The organism is Allostreptomyces psammosilenae (genome assembly GCF_013407765.1).
Lineage (GTDB): Bacteria > Actinomycetota > Actinomycetes > Streptomycetales > Streptomycetaceae > Allostreptomyces > Allostreptomyces psammosilenae.
The window spans coordinates 885,872-900,481 of record NZ_JACBZD010000001.1 but is presented as its reverse complement, the minus strand read 5'-3'; the positions used below and the strand labels follow the sequence as shown (position 1 = coordinate 900,481).

Here is a 14,610-nt window from a genome sequence, read left to right as displayed (position 1 = left end):
CGCCGAAGGAGCGAGGATGGTCCCCACGTCTACCGGCCGGCGGCGATCGCCGGCCGATCGCCGCTCCATACGGCGTCCATATGCCCCGGCTGGGAGTCTGGGCCGGTGCGGATACTGCTGGTCGAAGACGAACAGCCGCTGGCCCGGTACATCGAGGCGGGGCTGCGCAAGCACGGGTTCGCCGTCGACGTCGCCCACGACGGACAGACCGCCCTGGACAAGTGCGAGCTCACCCCCTACGACGTGGTGGTCCTGGACCGGAACCTGCCCCGGCTGCACGGGGACACCGTCTGCCGGCGGCTCGCCGAGCGGGGCACCTCCCGGGTGCTGATGCTGACGGCCTCCGGGGCGGTGCAGGACCGGGTGGAGGGACTCACCCTCGGCGCCGACGACTACCTCGGCAAGCCCTTCGCGTTCTCCGAGCTGGTCGCCCGGGTGCTGGCGCTCGTCCGGCGCAGCGCCCCGGCCCGCCCGCCCGTGCTGCGCGCCGCCGACGTGGCGCTCGACCCGGCACGGCGCACCGCGGAGCGCGCGGGCCGGCTGCTGCACCTGACGCCCAAGGAGTTCGGCGTGCTGGCCGAGCTGCTGGCCGCCGGCGGCGACGTGGTCAGCGCCGAGACCCTGCTCACCAAGGTCTGGGACGAGCACGCCGACCCGTTCACCAACGCCGTCCGGATCACCGTCGGCACGCTCCGCCGCAAGCTCGGCGAACCGCCGCTGGTCGAGACGGTGACCGGCGCCGGCTACCGGATCCGCCCGTGCGCGCCCGACTGACCGCCCGAGGCCGGCTCACCCTGCTGCTCACCGCGCTGGTGCTGGCGGCCGGCGTCGTGCTCACCACGCTGACCTACCTGCTGACCCGGCGCAACCTGAGTGCCCGGCTGTCGTTCCTGGACCACCGGCCGTCCGGCACGCCCGGCACGCCGCAGGGGCCACCGGTGTTCCGGCTGGAGCTGCACCGGCTCAGCGATGAGGTGCGGGACGCCACCCTGTCCGAGCTGCTGACCCAGGCCGCGCTGGGGCTCGTGGTGGTGACCGGGCTGGCCGCCGTGCTGGGGTGGCTGGTCGCCGGCCGCGTGCTGCGGCCGATCCGCGCCATCTCGGCGACCGCCCAACGGCTGTCCGCCGAGAACCTCGCCGAGCGGGTGCCGGTCACCGCCCCGGCGGACGAGCTGGCCGACCTGGCGGAGACCGTCAACGGGATGCTGGACCGCATCCAGCGCGGGATCGCCGAGCGCGACCGGGTGCTGGCCAGTCAGCGGCTGTTCACCGCCAACGCCGCCCACGAACTGCGGACCCCGCTGACCACCATGCGCACCGCCGTCGAGGTGACCCTCGACGGCGAGCCGAGCCGGGCCGAACTCCTCACCATGGCCGAGGACGTCCGCACCGCGATCGCCCACAGCCAGCGCACGCTCGACGGCCTGCTGGCCCTCGCCCGGAGCCAGGCCGGCCCGCGCGAACACAGCGCGGTGGACCTGGCCGCCGTCGCGGCCGAGCGACTGGCCGCGGTCGCCGACGAGGCCGCGGCCCGAGGGGTCGCGCTGCGGCCGGACCTGCGGGCGGCCTGGGTGAGTGGTGAGCCCGTCCTGCTGGAACGCCTGGTGGACAACCTGGTCGACAACGCGCTGCGCTACAACCACCCGGGCGGCCACGTCACGGTGACCGCCGGCACGGCGCGGGGGCGGGCCGTGCTGCGCGTCGCCAACACCGGCCGCCCCGTCGCCCCCGACGAGGCGGCCGGCCTGCTGGAGCCGTTCGTGCGGGGCGAAGCCGCGCGCGCGGCCGCCGCCACCGGTTCCGACACCGGCGCCGGCCTCGGCCTGTCCATCGCCCGCGCCGTCGCCACCGCCCACCACGGCCACATCACCCTCACCCCCCGCCCCGCCGGCGGCCTGGAGGTCACCGTCGACCTCCCGGCCGCCGGGCCCTAGCGGCCGCGGCACCAGCGCCCTGCGCATCGACGACCGGTCGTGGAGCCCACCGCCGCCCGGGCCCGCGGGGGTCAGTCGCCGTCCTCCGCGGCGGCGAGACGGCGTGCCGCGCGCCGGCTCGCGTGGCGTTCCCTGCGGTTGCTGCTCCTGGCCATGTGCTGCCGTTCCTTGATGCAGGTGCGCTCACCGCATCCCGAACAGCAGGTGTGGCGGAACACCAGCGCGTCGGGGTGTTCCCACCGGCAACGGGTGTCCGGTGCCTCATGCGTCGGGTACGGCGGCAGGTCGCAGGGGCCGTGGCGGTGATCGTGGATCGGCCGGGGCGCGTGCTCCGCGTGACGCACCCACAGCGGCTTGGTGCTGTCCGTACGGGACATCTCGTTCCTTCTCGAAACCGCCGCCGGTGCCCCCGGACCTTCCGGGCGGGCGGCCGGCTTCGTCGCGTCATGGCAACACGCTCATTCCTACACCCCGGCAGGCGCAACCACACCGGGTTCGCCCCGCACGTGATCGACACGACTCGCCGCGACCGGGACGAGGAGCGCCCCGACGGCCCGGCCGTCGGGCGGTGTCAACTGCGGGGCGCGGCCGCCCGTCCCCACAGCACGGCGAGCCACGCCGCGGCCGCCAATCCGCCCCCCACCCACATCACGGCGGCCGGCCCCAGCGAGTCCACCGTCCGCCCGCCCAACAGGGCCCCCAGCGCGATCGACAGGTTGAACACGCCCACGAACAGCGCCGACGCCCCCTCCCGCGCGCCGGGTGCCGCCGCCAGCAGCCAGCCCTGCGTGGCCACCGACACCCCTCCGTACGCCAGCCCCCACACCACCAGCAGCGCCGCGGCGCCCGGCACCGACGCGCCGAGCCACGGCGTCAGCAGCGTCGCCGCGGCCAGCACCGCGCTGATCACCAGCAGCGTGGCCCGCGGCGAGCGCACGGCACCCGCCCCACCGGCGAAGTTGCCGACGACACCGGCGAGCCCGTACGCCAGCAGGAGGGCGCCCACGGCCCCCGCGTCCGCCCCCGCGACCACCTCCAGCACCGGGCGCACATAGGTGTAGGCCGCGAAGTGGCCCGTCGTCAGCAGCGCGACGACCACCAGCCCCGTCCGCACGGCCCGTTCCCGGGACAGCCGGACCACACCGCGCAGCCGGACCGACCGCTCGACCGGCAGCCGGGGCAGCAGCGCCGCCAGCGCGCCGGCGACCGCCACGCCCAGCAGCCCGGCCGCCGCGAACGCCGCCCGCCACCCGAACGCCTCGCCCAGCCACGTCCCGGCCGGGACCCCGAGCACCGAGGCGACGGCGACCCCGCTGAACACCAGCGACGTGGCGCCCCCCACCGACCGCTCCGGCACCAGCCGCGCCGCCAGCGAGGCCGCGACCGCCCACACCCCGCCCATGGCGGCGCCGACCAGCACCCGGCCGGCCATCAACACCCCGAAGTGCGGGGCCCACGCCGCCAGCAGGTTCCCGACCGCCAGCAGCAGCATCAGCGCCCACAGCACCACCCGCCGGTCCAGCCGGCCCACCGCCGGCGCGACCAGCGGCGCGGCCACCGCCGCCACCAGGCCGGTGACCGTCAGCGCCAGACCGGCCGCGCCCTCGCTCACCCCCAGCGCCCGGCCGACCGGGGTGAGCAGCCCCACCGGCAGCATCTCCGACGTCACGACGGTGAACGTGGCCGCCGCCACGGCCACCACCGCCACCCAGCCGCGCCACGGGGCGGCATCCGGCACGTCCCCGGGGGAACGGCGATCAGTGTGCGGAACAGTCTCGGTCATGCCCCCAGGCAACCGGCCACGCCCGGGGGGAACAACGGCCGTTCTCTTATCCTTCGATGAGCGGGACTCATCGATCCGCTTTCAATCCGCCATCGATCGTCCGTCGATCGTCCGTCGATCGGCCACGGCAGGGGGGGACACGGCATGCGCGACACACTGGGCGGCGGCAGCCTGGACCTACGGGAACTGGAGTGCTTCCTGGTGCTCGCCGAGGAGCTGCACTTCGGCCGGGCCGGGGAGCGGCTGTACGTCTCGCAGAGCCGGGTCAGCCAGCTGCTGCGCGCCCTGGAGAGCCGGATCGGCGCCCGCCTGGTCGAACGCACCAGCCGGCGGGTGCGGCTGACCCCGCTCGGCGAACGGTTCCTCGCCGAGCTCGGGCCCGCCTACGGCGCCCTGCGCTCCGTGGTGGACGGCGCCCGCGCCGCCGCCCGGGGCGTGGAGGGCTCGCTGCGCGTCGGCTTCCAGGGCACCGCCCACGAGCAGGTGACCGCCGCCGTGACCCGGTTCCAGCAGCGGTACCCGGCCTGCGCGATGGAGCTGGTGGAGCTGCCGTGGCGCGACCCGTTCGGCGCCGCGCGCCGGGGCGAGGTGGACCTGGCCGTCGTGCTGGCGCCGGTCGCGGAGGACGACCTGGTGGTGGGCGCCGTGTTCTCCCGGCAGCCGCAGGCGGTGGCCGTCGCGGCGTCCCACCCGTTTGCTGCGCGCCCGGCCGTCGACGCCGAGGAACTCGCCCACTGCCCCCTCATCGGGGTGCCCGAACCCGCGCCCGCCTACTGGCGCGACGCCGTCGCGCCCCGCACCACGCCCGCCGGGCGGCCCATCCCCCAGGGCCCCGCCGCCGGCACCCTGCAGGAGGCACTCGCCCTGGCCGCGGCGGGCCGCGGGGCGCTGCTGCTGTGCCGGCCGACCGCCGACCAGCACGGCCGCGGCGCCCTGGCCCGCGTGCCGGTCACCGGACTCCCGGACTCCGCGCTGGCGCTGGTGTGGCACCGCGACCGGGAGACCGCCCGGGTCCGCGCCTTCGCCGAGGTGCTGGCCGAGTCGCCGTGATCCCGGCTCCTGGAGGCCACAACCCGTCGGACGCGGGCGCCGGGTCGTCAGGCGGGCCGGACGGTGATGGTGCACAGGCGCTTGGTGGCCCGGGTCAGGGCCACGTACAGGTCCCTCTCCCCGCCGGGGCGGGCCGTGACGATCTCCTCCGGGTCCATGACGACGACCCCGTCGAACTCCAGGCCGCGCGCTTCGGACGCCGGCACGACGCGCGCGTGGTGGGCGACGCCCTGGGCCGTCAGCTCACCCACCCTGCTGTCCGCGCAGACCACCCCCAGCAGCTCGCCCGGGTGCGCGGTGCTCTGGGCGCGGAGTTCTCGAACGACGGCGGTGACCAACCCGTCCGCAGGTGTGGTCACCGTGCGAGGGCGCTCACCGCTTCGCAGTGACCGTGTGGGCTGCTGGTCCGGAGCGATCCGCGTGAGCAGGTCCCGGACGCCCTCCAGGATCTCCTGCGTGGTGCGGTAGCTGACGGTCAGGTTGTGCAGTGCGAACCGCGGTCCGACGTGGGGGCTCAGCGCCTCCTTCCAGTCGCGTGCCGTCGTGACCGGACCCGCCTGGGCGAAGTCGCCCACCAGCGTCATCGACCTCGCCGGGCAGCGGCGGACGATCATCCGCCACTGCATGGCGGTCAGTTCCTGCGCCTCGTCGACGACGACGTGCCCGTACGTCCGCTCGGGAGGGCCCTCGACCAGGCTCGCCGCCTCGTCCAGCAACGGCGCGTCGGCATCGGTCCACGGGGCGTCCGGACCGCGCAGCAGCAGGGACCGCTCCCGCGCGGTCAGGCGGGGCAGGTGCTCGGCGAGAGCGCCGGCGTCCGTCAGGAGCGCCTCCACGAGGTCACCGGGTGCCAGCCGCGGCCACAGCGCCTCGACCGCCCGGTCGACGCCGGCGTCGTCGAGGAGATCGGCTCGGATGGCGTCCAGGTCCAGCTCGTGGACCGGACCCGAGTCGGCCGCGCCTTCGGCACCGCGCCGGGCGGCTCCCGTGAACCGGTCGAGGTCGATGCCCGTCATCCTTTCGGCATCGGCGTCGATCTGCTCCAGGAGGTCGCCCATGTCCCGTTGCATCGCGTCGGTGACGGCGTCGACCAGGAGCTCCTTGAACACCTGGCGCGCGGGGTTGTGCCCCGCTGCGGCCGCCAGGGCGGCGTCGCGTGCCGCGGCGACCTCCTCGCCGGAGAGGTGGACCACTTCCTGTCCGACCCGCACGGCGAAGTCGCCGGCGGGGGCCTGGTGGACGCGCAGCAGGCCGGCCAGGGCGTCGGCGAGGTCGGCGCCGCCCTTGACACGCGCCGTGTCGAACGGTTCCGCCGTGTCCGTGTCCGTGCGCACCGAGGCCAGTTCCCGGCAGGTCGCCAGAACGACGTCGTTCTCCCCGAGCGAGGGGAGGACCCGGGAGATGTAGTCCAGGAACCGGGTGTTCGGGCCCACCACCAGGACACCCTCCTCCGCGGCGCGCGGGAACGCGTACAGGACGTAGGCCGCCCGGTGCAGGGCGACCACCGTCTTGCCGGTGCCGGACCCGCCCTGCACCACGGTCACCCCGCGGTGGGCGGAGCGGACGATCGCGTCCTGCTCGGCCTGCAGCGTCGCGACGGCCGCCTGCATCCTGCCGGTACGCCGTGCCGACAGCGCCTCGGTCAGCGGGCCGTCGCCCACGACGTCCTCGTCGGTCGGGGCCGTGCCGTCCAGCAGTTCGTCGCTCACCGAGACGACCGTGCGCTCCTCCAGGCGCAGGTGCCGACGCCGCCGCAGGCCCATCGGGTGGACCGGTGTCGCCTCGTAGAAGGGCCGCGCCGCGTTCGCGCGCCAGTCCACGAGCGCGGGCAGGTCATCCTCCTCCGTGTGCAGTCCGATCCGCCCGATGCGCAGGGCCGTGCCATCCGTCCAATCGACGCGCCCGAAGACCAGCCCCTTTTCGGCGCCCTCCAGTCGGTTTATTTCCTTGGCCAGACGCTCGGCGGCGATTTCTCTCCGGTATGCCTCCTCGGCGCTGTCCGCCGGGGTCTTCAGCACACTCGCCCGGTGTGCTCGCGCCTCGGAAAGCCGCTCGGTGAGCAACTCGTACAAGGAGGAAACGTAATCCTGCTCCAATTCAACCGCACGCACGGCGGGATCATTCGTTTTCGACAACAGAGGGCTCCTTCGATTCGAGCCACACCATACGGTCGAAGTTCCCCGAAAGATAAGTCTTGACTTGCTTGGCGAAGCCATGTCCCTGGGTCGAGGGCCTTTTTGACGGCAGGCCCGGCGACGCGTCCAATGCACCCACCCTGCGCCGCCCGGATGACCGCCCGCGCCCCGTCACCGCCCACCGGCCGGGCCGCCGCTCCTTCCCTCGGAACGTTCCCTGCCACTTCCCGCTGGACCGGGGACGCCCGCGGCGGTCCGCGTCATAGTGGGTGCTCCACCAGGCCCGCGCACGTGGACGAAGGGGACGACCATGCCCAGAGAAGCGTTCAGCCGCGCAACGACGACCGCCGCGGCCCTCCTGCTCGCCGCCGCCAGCGGTATTGCCGTGCCGACCACCGCCACGGCCGCCAACAGCGCCGCCGACTGCCCGTGGACCCAGGGAGCACCCACCAGGGCCCAGAACCCCTACGAGCAGACGGACTACACCATCGACGAGACGCCGCTGCGCGTGGGGCCGTACGGGGCCTGCGACCAGATCTACACCTACGCGCCCGGAGAACCGGTGACCGTCAGGTGCTACGTCACCAACAGCTACGGCAACACCTGGTCGTACATCCCGGGCTCCGGCTGGGTCTGGGACGAGCACCTGGAGAACTACGGCTCACCGCACCGCTGCGTGTTCTAGCGCAGCCCGATAGGGCGGGCGGCGGAGGGGCTGAGGATGAGACAGGTGTCCCACCCACGGGCCTGCGCGGCACGCACCCCGTCGTCGATCTCCCGGGCGGGCTGACCGGCGGCGCACGCGATGAGGTACAGGACTCGGCTCATGACGGGAAGTCCACACGGTGCCCCCGGGAGCCCGCAACACAACCTTGCAACATGGCCAGTCTCCCTTCCGGACCAGGGCAGGTACGGAGGCGAGGGGTATCCACTCCCGGCGCGACGACTCGAAGTCGTCTTCGGGATGCCCGACGCAACGCGCACCTTCTGCCCAGTAGACGTGATGACGGGCATCGGAGGGGCCGTTCGACGGTTCGACCGTGAGGAGGTGCTGAAGAGGGCCGAGCGGTTGCCAGCGGCGCGCCGTACCCTGGCAGGGGCGACCAGAGAGGGGCCACGCCATGTCTGCTCATCGCATCCCTGAGCCGTCAGACGTCCACGTGCCGTTCGGAAAGCGCCTTCAGAACGTACGCACGCGACGGGGCATGACGCGCGAGGTACTGGCGGGCCTGGTCGGCCGGTCGCCCTCCTGGGTGAAGGCGATCGAGACCGGCCGGCTCGCCACGCCGAAGCTGTCCATACTGCTGCGGCTGGCCGAGGCTCTCCGGGTGCGCGACCTGGCCGAGTTGACCGGTGACCAGTCGGTTCCGGTGGAACTGTTCACCGGTCCGGGGCACGAGGCGTTGCCCAGCGTCCGGACCGCCGTCAACGCCTTCGTCGTCTCCCAGGACCGCGCCGCCCCGCCGGTGGCGCACCTCCGCGCCCGTCTGGCACAGGCGTGGGCGGCACGCCACTCCGCCCCAGACCACCGACGGGTCCTCGGCCGGCTGCTGCCCGATCTCATCGCCGACGCCCAGGCCACCGCACGTCACGCCGTGGACGGCCCGCAGCGCCGCGCCGCACAGGCCACCCTCAGCGAGGTGTACGCCCTCAGTCAGTTCTTCCTCGCCTACCAGCCCGCGCAGGACCTGCTGTGGCGCACGCTGGAGCGCGGCGTCGCCGCCGCCGCCGAATCCGAGGACGCGCACGCGATCGGGGTGGCCGCCTGGCTGGCCGCGCAGGCCCACCGGGACGCCGGTGACTGGGATGCCGCCGACGCCGTCACGCACCAGACCCTCGGCTTCCTGAAGCCGCTGGCAGCCGAGGCTTCGGACCACGTCCTGGCCATCTGGGGCGCCCTCCACTTCGAGGCGGCCTACACGGCGGCGCGCCGGGGAGAGATCGGCACGGCGTGGCACTACTGGGACACGGCGGACAGGGTCTCGCAGCGCCTGCCGGAGGGCTACTACCACCCGGTCACCAGCTTCTCCCGGGCCGTCATGGGTGCCCACGCCACCACCGTCGCCGTGGAACTGCGCAAGGGTGGAGAGGGGGTGCGCCAGGCGTCCGCGGCCGAAGCGGACGTGATCCCGTCCCGTCCCCGCCGCGCACGGCACCGCATCGAACAGGCGCGGGCGTACCACCTCGACGGGCAGGCGGACGCCGCACTGGCCACTCTGGCGGGGGCGCACGCCGCCGCGCCGGAGACCATCACCTACAACGGCTACGCCCGCCGAATCATCCTGGAGGAACTGGAAGCCCCGGAGGCACGGCGGCGCGAGCGCGCCACCGAGCTGGCGGAGAAGGTCGGCATGCTGCCGTCCTGAGGGCAGGGGCACACTTTGTACCCCTCGGTCATGGAGTGACGACTTACCGTCACACCCATGTCGACGAACATCCCTGACGACACCGTTCGGGTGCCCCCCACCCACCCCAAGATCGATCGCGTCCTCAGCCACGCCGAACGATGGGGGGCCGTGTGCGTCCACTGCGGCTCCTCGACGGATCTCGGGCCCCGCTTCTGGGTGCTGTGCACCTTCGACCACCCCTGGAAGGTCTCCAGCTGCCACACCTGCACCACCTCCGGGAAGGTGCCCTCCGCATGATGGTTCCGCGCGGACACCGACCCGCCACTCCCCCGCCTCCGACCAACGCACACCTGCTCGCCGGGCTCCGGATGTTCGCCTGGGCCCGGCACGGCCGCCCATTCATGATGATCACTCATCCCGGCAACGGAGCCACCCCCGCCGACGTCCGCCAACGCATGCTGGCGCTCGGGGCGGACCTGGGCATCACGCCCGGCCCTCACTCCCTCCCCGCCCGCCGCTGCTACCTCGGCCCCTCCGCCGCGACCCTCACCACCACCGACGGCCTCTCCTACTCGATGGACCCGCCCATCCCGGCCGACTGGCGCCGTGCCGCCCTCCACCACGGCGGCGCCTCCCTCGCCGTCATCACCACCACCGTCCCCGCCGCCATACCCACCCACGACGAACTCGAAGGCGCCCTCTCCCTCGACGCCCGCTCGGGCCGGCTCATGGTCGGCTGGTGCCCGGTCGTCACGCTCGGGTAGTCACCAGGTAGTCACCACCTCGCACCGACGGCCTACCCCCAGGTGAGGGGGTCGAGATGCAGGTAGAACCGCTCCCGGCCACGATCCAGGTCGATGCCGTACCTCCGGGCGAAGCCCTCCTCCGCCGCCCTCGCCGACCGCTCGTCGCTCCAGATCTCCCGCGCGGTGGCGAACAGCAGCGAGACGTCCGCATACGGATCCGCCCGTCCGAGCCGCCCCAGGTCGATGAAGCCCGCCACGCCCCCGCCCTCCGGGTCGAGGACGATGTTGGGCAGGCACAGGTCCCCGTGGCAGACGACGGCCCCCGCGACCTCCTGCTCCAGGCGCCGCTCCAACTGCGGGGCGAGGCGGGCGAGGAGTTCCTCCGGCGGCGTCCGCTGCTGTTCCTCGGGGAGGAAGTCCGGGTTCACCGCCCCACGCGCGACGACGTCGCGCGCGGTCGCCCACATCCGGGCCAGGTCGCGGGAGAACGGGCACCGCTCCGCGGGCAGGTCGTGCAGCCGCCGCACCGCCTCCGCGACCGCCTCCCACGCCGCGGCCAGCACGGCGGGCGCCACGCGGTCGGCGGGAACCCCGGCCACGGCGCTGGTCACCATGCAGGCCGCGCCGTCCGCGCCGACCCGCCAGTCCAGGACGCGCGGCCCCGGCACCCCCTGGGTGGCGAGCCACGCCACGCGGTCCCGCTCCGCCGCGAGGTCCGCCACGCCGTCGGCGCGCGCGCACTTGGCGTACCGCGTCCCGTCCGCCGACCGGAAGACCCCGGCCCCGGACTCGCCGGTGGTGACGGGCTCCCACCCGCCGTCGTCCCGATCGGCACGCAGGAGTTCGCGGAACGTGGAGGGGGCATCGACCATGCCCGCCACCCTAGGCAGCGGGCGGCCGGCCGTCGCCCCATATACGCGACAGCGACAACCCCGCATGCGCCCGGAGCGGCGCGGGACTACGAACGGAACGGCTTGAGCGTGGCGCGGACCTCGTCCGCCGCACCCCAGTCGTAGTCGTGCTGGGCGATGACGGCGAGGTGCTGCCGCAGCTGGATGATCGGCATCCTGGCGCGCCAGTCGTCGTCGAGCCCGGTCAGCTCCGCGTACAGCTCGAAGAACCGAGCCGCTTCGGGCGGGTGCGGCGTGGACCACAGATGGGCCAGGTCCACCTCGGCCCACATGTAGGAGACCGCCGGGTCGATCAGGGCGGGCTGCCCGTCCGCGGTGGCGAGGACGTTGTGCGTCCACAGGTCGCCGTGGGTCAGGCAGGGCGGCCGGGGAGGCAGCAGTTCGGGCAGCCGCTCGCACAGCCGCTCCAGCGCCCGCCGGTCCTGTTCGTCCAGCGCCGCCCGCACCCGGGGCTCCGGCAGCCAGCGCAGCAGGCGGCGCTGGGCGAAGAAGGCGTAACCGTCGGTGTCCCAGGTGTTGTCCTGCCGCTCGCGCCCCAGCCAGTTGTCGCGGGACCAGCCGAAGCGGTCGTGCACGGTGGTGGTGTGCAGCCGCGCGAGGGTGTGGGCGAGCCGCTCCCAGAAGTCCTCACTGGCCGGACGCGGCTGCAGGGCGGACAGCACCAGCACGTCCCGGCCCGCGAACAGCACCTCCGGGGTGGCGGCCCCGCCGAGCTCGCGGAGTGCGCGGAGCCCCTCGGCCTCCGCCGCGAACAGGCCGTCGGACGGCGCCTCGCGGAAGGCCTTCACGAACACGGGCGGCCCCTCGCGGCGCGTGGCGATGCCCGCGAGGGCGGCCACTCCCCCCTCGGCGGGGGTCACCGACTCGGCGTCGCCCAATCCGGCCTGGCGCAGCCGGTCCAGCAGCAGGGACGTGATCGACATGAGCATGCACACTACATCAGGACTTGATCACTCCGTCAGCCCCGGCGGGAACCCGTTCCACCGGAGCGACCCGGCCCTTTGGGCAGTTCATGACAGAAGCCGTCCAGCGGCGGAACGGCATCCCGCCCCGCCCCCGCGCGGAAAGCGGGGACGGGGCGGGGAGCGCGTCAGACGGCCCGACCTCGGCGCGCCTCAGATCAGCGTGCGCCAGTAGAACCAGAAGCGGTTGAGGATCAGCATCGCGATCACCAGGTACCAGCAGCCGATCACCAGCCACGGGGAACGGCTCACCGCGACCGCCCAGCCGCCCGCCCGGCCGGGCAGGGCGATGCCGCCCTCCCGCAGGTTGTACGTCGTGACCTGCCAGAACAGGGCGATGGTGACGGCCCACACCACCATGCAGTACGGGCACAGCGCCCCGATCTCGTACAGCGACTGGCTGATCAGCCAGTGCACGAAGACCACCCCGAACACCGTCCCCGCCTGGAGCCCCCACCAGAACCACCGGGCGAAGACCGCTCCGGCGAGCAGGGCCATGCCGACCGTGGTCACGATGGCGAAGGCGGCCACCCCCAGCACCGGGTTGGGGAAGCCGAACGCCTCGGCCTGCGGCGTCACCATCACCGAGCCGCAGCTGATGATCGGGTTGATGCTGCACGACGGCACGTAGTCCGGGTCCTGGAGGAGTTCGATCTTCTCCAGGAGCAGCGCCACCGAGGCGGCCAGCCCGATCAGGCCGGCGACCACCAGGGTGAGGGCCAGGGCGCGGGGCGCGCCGTGGCGGGGGCGGGACGCCGTGGGGGCAACGGCTGCGGGGCTGGTGAGGGCGGGGCTAGTGGGGGCGGACATCGACGGCCTCCGAGGGCAGACGGCGGAAGGGAGGACGGGGGCGCATCAGCCGAGGATCCGCTCGACCTGCTGGGTGAACTCCTCCGGCGTGACGGCCTGGCCGTCCGCGCCGATGACCTCCACCGCCTCGCCGTCCAGGCGCACGGTGGGGGTGCCGGTGACGCCGCTGTCCGCGAACGCCTCGGAGACCCGCTCCACCCAGCCGCCGTAGGTGTTGTTCCGCACCGCCTCGGCGAACTCCGCGGAGTCGACGCCGGCCTGTCCGGCGAGGTCGATCAGGTGCTCCGGGTCGGCGAAGGCGTCGTCGGTCTCGGCCGGCTGGTTGGCGTAGAGCTCCTGGTGCAAGGCGATGAAGTCCTCCTGGCCGCCGGTCTCCAGCGCCGCCGCCAGGGCGTTCAGGGCGGTCTTGGAGCCGTCGCCGCCCACGGCGTCGTCGATGAACGTCGCGAAGTGGTACTCGACGTTGAGGCGCCCCTGGTCGGCCAGTTCCTTGATGGTGCCGCCCAGCGACTCCTCCATCAGCCCGCAGTACGGGCAGCGGGGGTCCTCGTAGACCTCCAGGGTGGCCGGGGCGTCCGGGTCGCCGTAGAGGACCACCGTGTCCTCGCCGGCCTTCGCCCCGGCGGGCACCACCAGCGGTCCGTCGTCGCCCACGTTCGCGGTGACGATCGCCACGGTGGCCGCGATCGCCACCACGACCACGCCCACCGCCGAGGCGGTGAGCCGGCGGCGCAGCGTCTCCCGCCGGCGTTCGGTCTCCCGCTGCTCCCGCAGCCGCTCACGGGCCGCGCGCTTGCCGGTGCCGGTGTGGTTGCCGGTGTGGTTGCCGGTGCTGGTGTGGCTCTTGGGGTTGGTGTGGTTCTTGGGGTTCGTGTTGCCGCTCATGGCTGTGCAGTCCCTGTCCGCTCGAAGGTCTGGGGAGCCGCCGGATCACGGCGGCGAGGTCCGTCCAACGGGAGCGGCCCGCCGGGAACCGTCCCGGGCGGCACGACGGCGGCACGCGGAACCACGGGAGTGGAACGCGGCGGCCCCGCGGCGCGGGAGGGTCAGCGAGCCGGACGCAGCAGCGGCGGGCCGCGCAGGATGAGGACGTGGCGCAGGGCGACCAGCGACCGCAGGACGCGCGGCGCCGGCGGGTGGGCGGCCACCGCGGGGCGCGCGTCGTCGACGCCGAGCGCCCAGGCCAGCAGCCAGCGCGCGGCCTGCACGACGACCTCGGTCAGCGCCTTGAGAAGGGCGGTGGCGGCGACCCGGCCGCGCCGCAGCCACCACACGGCGACGCCCGCGAGCAGCAGGTGCGCCCCGACCGTCAGCAGCAGGGCGCCGGCGCCGGGCGCGACGGGGCTGAGCCCGGCCAGGCCGGGCAGCACGGTGCTCCGGCACGCCAGGTCGTTGCCGAGGCCGCGGACGAACTCCGCCAGCGCTCCCCCGTTGCCGCCACAGACCGCCTGCCCCGCCGCGAACAGCGTGGCCAGCAGCGTCTCGACGGCGACCACGGCGGCAGCGGCGGCGACACCGGTCCGACGGCGCACCCGCAGCGAGAGCAGGAGCGGGAACGTCACCGCGACCGCGACCCACCAGGTCGCCACCGACAGCACCGTGCCGGTGGCCGTGACGTGCACGCTCGCCGAGGCCGTCACCAGGGTCGGCGCCAGCAGGGCGGCGCGCCACACCGACACGCGCAGGCCACCGGAGGGGCGGGCCGCGCGGACGCGGGCCGCCACCGGGTGGCCGGGTGCGAGGGTGTGAGGCATCGGGTCCCTGGTGTGGGTGGGTGCGTGGTGGTGGTGCGACGGAGGGCCGGCGGCGAACGCGGGCCGGCGGTGCACACGATAACCCCAGACGCGGCCCGGCCAGAAGGACGCCTCCACCTCTCCCGGGGACGACGTGAAGCACGTCATACCGGCGCGTGCATCCGAATGTCCCGACGC

General features: G+C 74.2%; 15 protein-coding genes and 2 pseudogenes. 7 read left to right on the top strand and 10 right to left on the bottom strand.

Annotated elements, in window-relative coordinates:
* Nucleotides 1-105 precede the first annotated feature (105 nt).
* Together FHU37_RS03590 and FHU37_RS03585 are read left to right on the top strand one after the other, a co-directional pair.
* Nucleotides 106-774 (top strand): response regulator transcription factor, encoded by a 669-nt coding sequence (locus FHU37_RS03590; RefSeq protein ID WP_179812768.1) that lies wholly within the window; start codon nt 106-108, stop codon nt 772-774.
* Complete coding sequence (locus FHU37_RS03585) at nt 759-1,934, top strand: sensor histidine kinase (protein WP_179812767.1); 1,176 nt, start codon at nt 759-761, stop codon at nt 1,932-1,934. Before FHU37_RS03590 ends, FHU37_RS03585 begins: the two co-directional genes overlap by 16 nt.
* Before the next feature lie 71 nt (nt 1,935-2,005).
* Here FHU37_RS03585 and FHU37_RS03580 read toward each other — a convergent pair whose 3' ends face one another.
* Nucleotides 2,006-2,311 carry a hypothetical protein gene (locus tag FHU37_RS03580; RefSeq protein ID WP_179812766.1) on the bottom strand — a complete coding sequence of 102 codons (306 nt, stop codon included), beginning with the start codon at nt 2,309-2,311 and terminating at the stop codon, nt 2,006-2,008.
* 194 nt (nt 2,312-2,505) lie between these two features.
* Entirely contained in the window at nt 2,506-3,717 is a 1,212-nt protein-coding gene (locus FHU37_RS03575) for an MFS transporter (RefSeq protein WP_179812765.1), read from the bottom strand.
* A 144-nt stretch (nt 3,718-3,861) separates the two neighbouring features.
* Between FHU37_RS03575 and FHU37_RS03570 the strand changes: the two genes are divergently transcribed.
* Nucleotides 3,862-4,767, top strand: coding sequence for a LysR family transcriptional regulator (locus FHU37_RS03570; protein ID WP_179812764.1), 906 nt, complete (start codon nt 3,862-3,864; stop codon nt 4,765-4,767).
* 47 nt (nt 4,768-4,814) lie between these two features.
* Here FHU37_RS03570 and FHU37_RS03565 read toward each other — a convergent pair whose 3' ends face one another.
* A complete protein-coding gene (locus FHU37_RS03565) occupies nt 4,815-6,839 on the bottom strand; it encodes a HelD family protein (RefSeq protein ID WP_246449548.1) in 2,025 nt (674 codons plus the stop codon).
* A gap of 373 nt (nt 6,840-7,212) precedes the next feature.
* Here FHU37_RS03565 and FHU37_RS03560 point away from each other — a divergent pair, with 373 nt between their 5' ends.
* Nucleotides 7,213-7,587, top strand: coding sequence for a hypothetical protein (locus tag FHU37_RS03560; RefSeq protein WP_179812762.1), 375 nt, complete (start codon nt 7,213-7,215; stop codon nt 7,585-7,587).
* Nucleotides 7,588-7,601: 14 nt separating this feature from the next.
* Here FHU37_RS03560 and FHU37_RS03555 read toward each other — a convergent pair.
* Together FHU37_RS03555 and FHU37_RS27715 are read right to left on the bottom strand one after the other, a co-directional pair.
* Nucleotides 7,602-7,730, bottom strand: a pseudogene (locus FHU37_RS03555) (flavoprotein); the annotation flags it as partial.
* A 40-nt stretch (nt 7,731-7,770) separates the two neighbouring features.
* Nucleotides 7,771-7,977 (bottom strand): annotated as a pseudogene (locus FHU37_RS27715) (NUDIX hydrolase); the annotation flags it as partial.
* Between the two features lie 46 nt (nt 7,978-8,023).
* Between FHU37_RS27715 and FHU37_RS03550 the strand changes: the two are divergent.
* From FHU37_RS03550 to FHU37_RS03540, 3 genes are all read left to right on the top strand, one after another.
* Complete coding sequence (locus tag FHU37_RS03550; protein WP_179812761.1) at nt 8,024-9,268, top strand: helix-turn-helix domain-containing protein; 1,245 nt, start codon at nt 8,024-8,026, stop codon at nt 9,266-9,268.
* Between the two features lie 57 nt (nt 9,269-9,325).
* On the top strand, nt 9,326-9,547 hold the full coding sequence (locus FHU37_RS03545; protein WP_179812760.1) for a hypothetical protein: 222 nt from the start codon (nt 9,326-9,328) through the stop codon (nt 9,545-9,547).
* 104 nt (nt 9,548-9,651) lie between these two features.
* A complete protein-coding gene (locus tag FHU37_RS03540; RefSeq protein WP_179812759.1) occupies nt 9,652-10,014 on the top strand; it encodes a hypothetical protein in 363 nt (120 codons plus the stop codon).
* A 32-nt stretch (nt 10,015-10,046) separates the two neighbouring features.
* On the opposite strand, the gene FHU37_RS03535 is transcribed toward FHU37_RS03540, so the two are convergent.
* From FHU37_RS03535 to FHU37_RS03515, 5 genes are all read right to left on the bottom strand, one after another.
* Entirely contained in the window at nt 10,047-10,868 is an 822-nt protein-coding gene (locus FHU37_RS03535; protein ID WP_179812758.1) for an APH(3'') family aminoglycoside O-phosphotransferase, read from the bottom strand.
* 86 nt (nt 10,869-10,954) lie between these two features.
* Nucleotides 10,955-11,830 (bottom strand): fructosamine kinase family protein, encoded by an 876-nt coding sequence (locus tag FHU37_RS03530; protein ID WP_179812757.1) that lies wholly within the window; start codon nt 11,828-11,830, stop codon nt 10,955-10,957.
* 192 nt (nt 11,831-12,022) lie between these two features.
* Nucleotides 12,023-12,679, bottom strand: a complete 657-nt coding sequence (locus FHU37_RS03525) for a vitamin K epoxide reductase family protein (protein WP_179812756.1) — start codon at nt 12,677-12,679, stop codon at nt 12,023-12,025.
* A 45-nt stretch (nt 12,680-12,724) separates the two neighbouring features.
* Nucleotides 12,725-13,564 carry a DsbA family protein gene (locus FHU37_RS03520; protein WP_179812755.1) on the bottom strand — a complete coding sequence of 280 codons (840 nt, stop codon included), beginning with the start codon at nt 13,562-13,564 and terminating at the stop codon, nt 12,725-12,727.
* Between the two features lie 161 nt (nt 13,565-13,725).
* A complete protein-coding gene (locus FHU37_RS03515) occupies nt 13,726-14,433 on the bottom strand; it encodes a hypothetical protein (RefSeq protein ID WP_179812754.1) in 708 nt (235 codons plus the stop codon).
* Nucleotides 14,434-14,610 lie beyond the last annotated feature (177 nt).

What these genes read in the sequence shown, in the direction of transcription:
- FHU37_RS03580 (WP_179812766.1), bottom strand. Translation starts at nt 2,311, where the DNA reads ATGTCCCGTACGGACAGCACCAAGCCGCTGTGGGTGCGTCACGCGGAG.
- FHU37_RS03575 (WP_179812765.1), bottom strand. Translation starts at nt 3,717, where the DNA reads ATGACCGAGACTGTTCCGCACACTGATCGCCGTTCCCCCGGGGACGTG.
- FHU37_RS03570 (WP_179812764.1), top strand. Translation starts at nt 3,862, where the DNA reads ATGCGCGACACACTGGGCGGCGGCAGCCTGGACCTACGGGAACTGGAG.
- FHU37_RS03560 (WP_179812762.1), top strand. Translation starts at nt 7,213, where the DNA reads ATGCCCAGAGAAGCGTTCAGCCGCGCAACGACGACCGCCGCGGCCCTC.
- FHU37_RS03550 (WP_179812761.1), top strand. Translation starts at nt 8,024, where the DNA reads ATGTCTGCTCATCGCATCCCTGAGCCGTCAGACGTCCACGTGCCGTTC.
- FHU37_RS03545 (WP_179812760.1), top strand. Translation starts at nt 9,326, where the DNA reads ATGTCGACGAACATCCCTGACGACACCGTTCGGGTGCCCCCCACCCAC.
- FHU37_RS03540 (WP_179812759.1), top strand. Translation starts at nt 9,652, where the DNA reads ATGATGATCACTCATCCCGGCAACGGAGCCACCCCCGCCGACGTCCGC.
- FHU37_RS03535 (WP_179812758.1), bottom strand. Translation starts at nt 10,868, where the DNA reads ATGGTCGATGCCCCCTCCACGTTCCGCGAACTCCTGCGTGCCGATCGG.
- FHU37_RS03530 (WP_179812757.1), bottom strand. Translation starts at nt 11,830, where the DNA reads ATGTCGATCACGTCCCTGCTGCTGGACCGGCTGCGCCAGGCCGGATTG.
- FHU37_RS03525 (WP_179812756.1), bottom strand. Translation starts at nt 12,679, where the DNA reads ATGTCCGCCCCCACTAGCCCCGCCCTCACCAGCCCCGCAGCCGTTGCC.
- FHU37_RS03520 (WP_179812755.1), bottom strand. Translation starts at nt 13,564, where the DNA reads ATGAGCGGCAACACGAACCCCAAGAACCACACCAACCCCAAGAGCCAC.
- FHU37_RS03515 (WP_179812754.1), bottom strand. Translation starts at nt 14,433, where the DNA reads ATGCCTCACACCCTCGCACCCGGCCACCCGGTGGCGGCCCGCGTCCGC.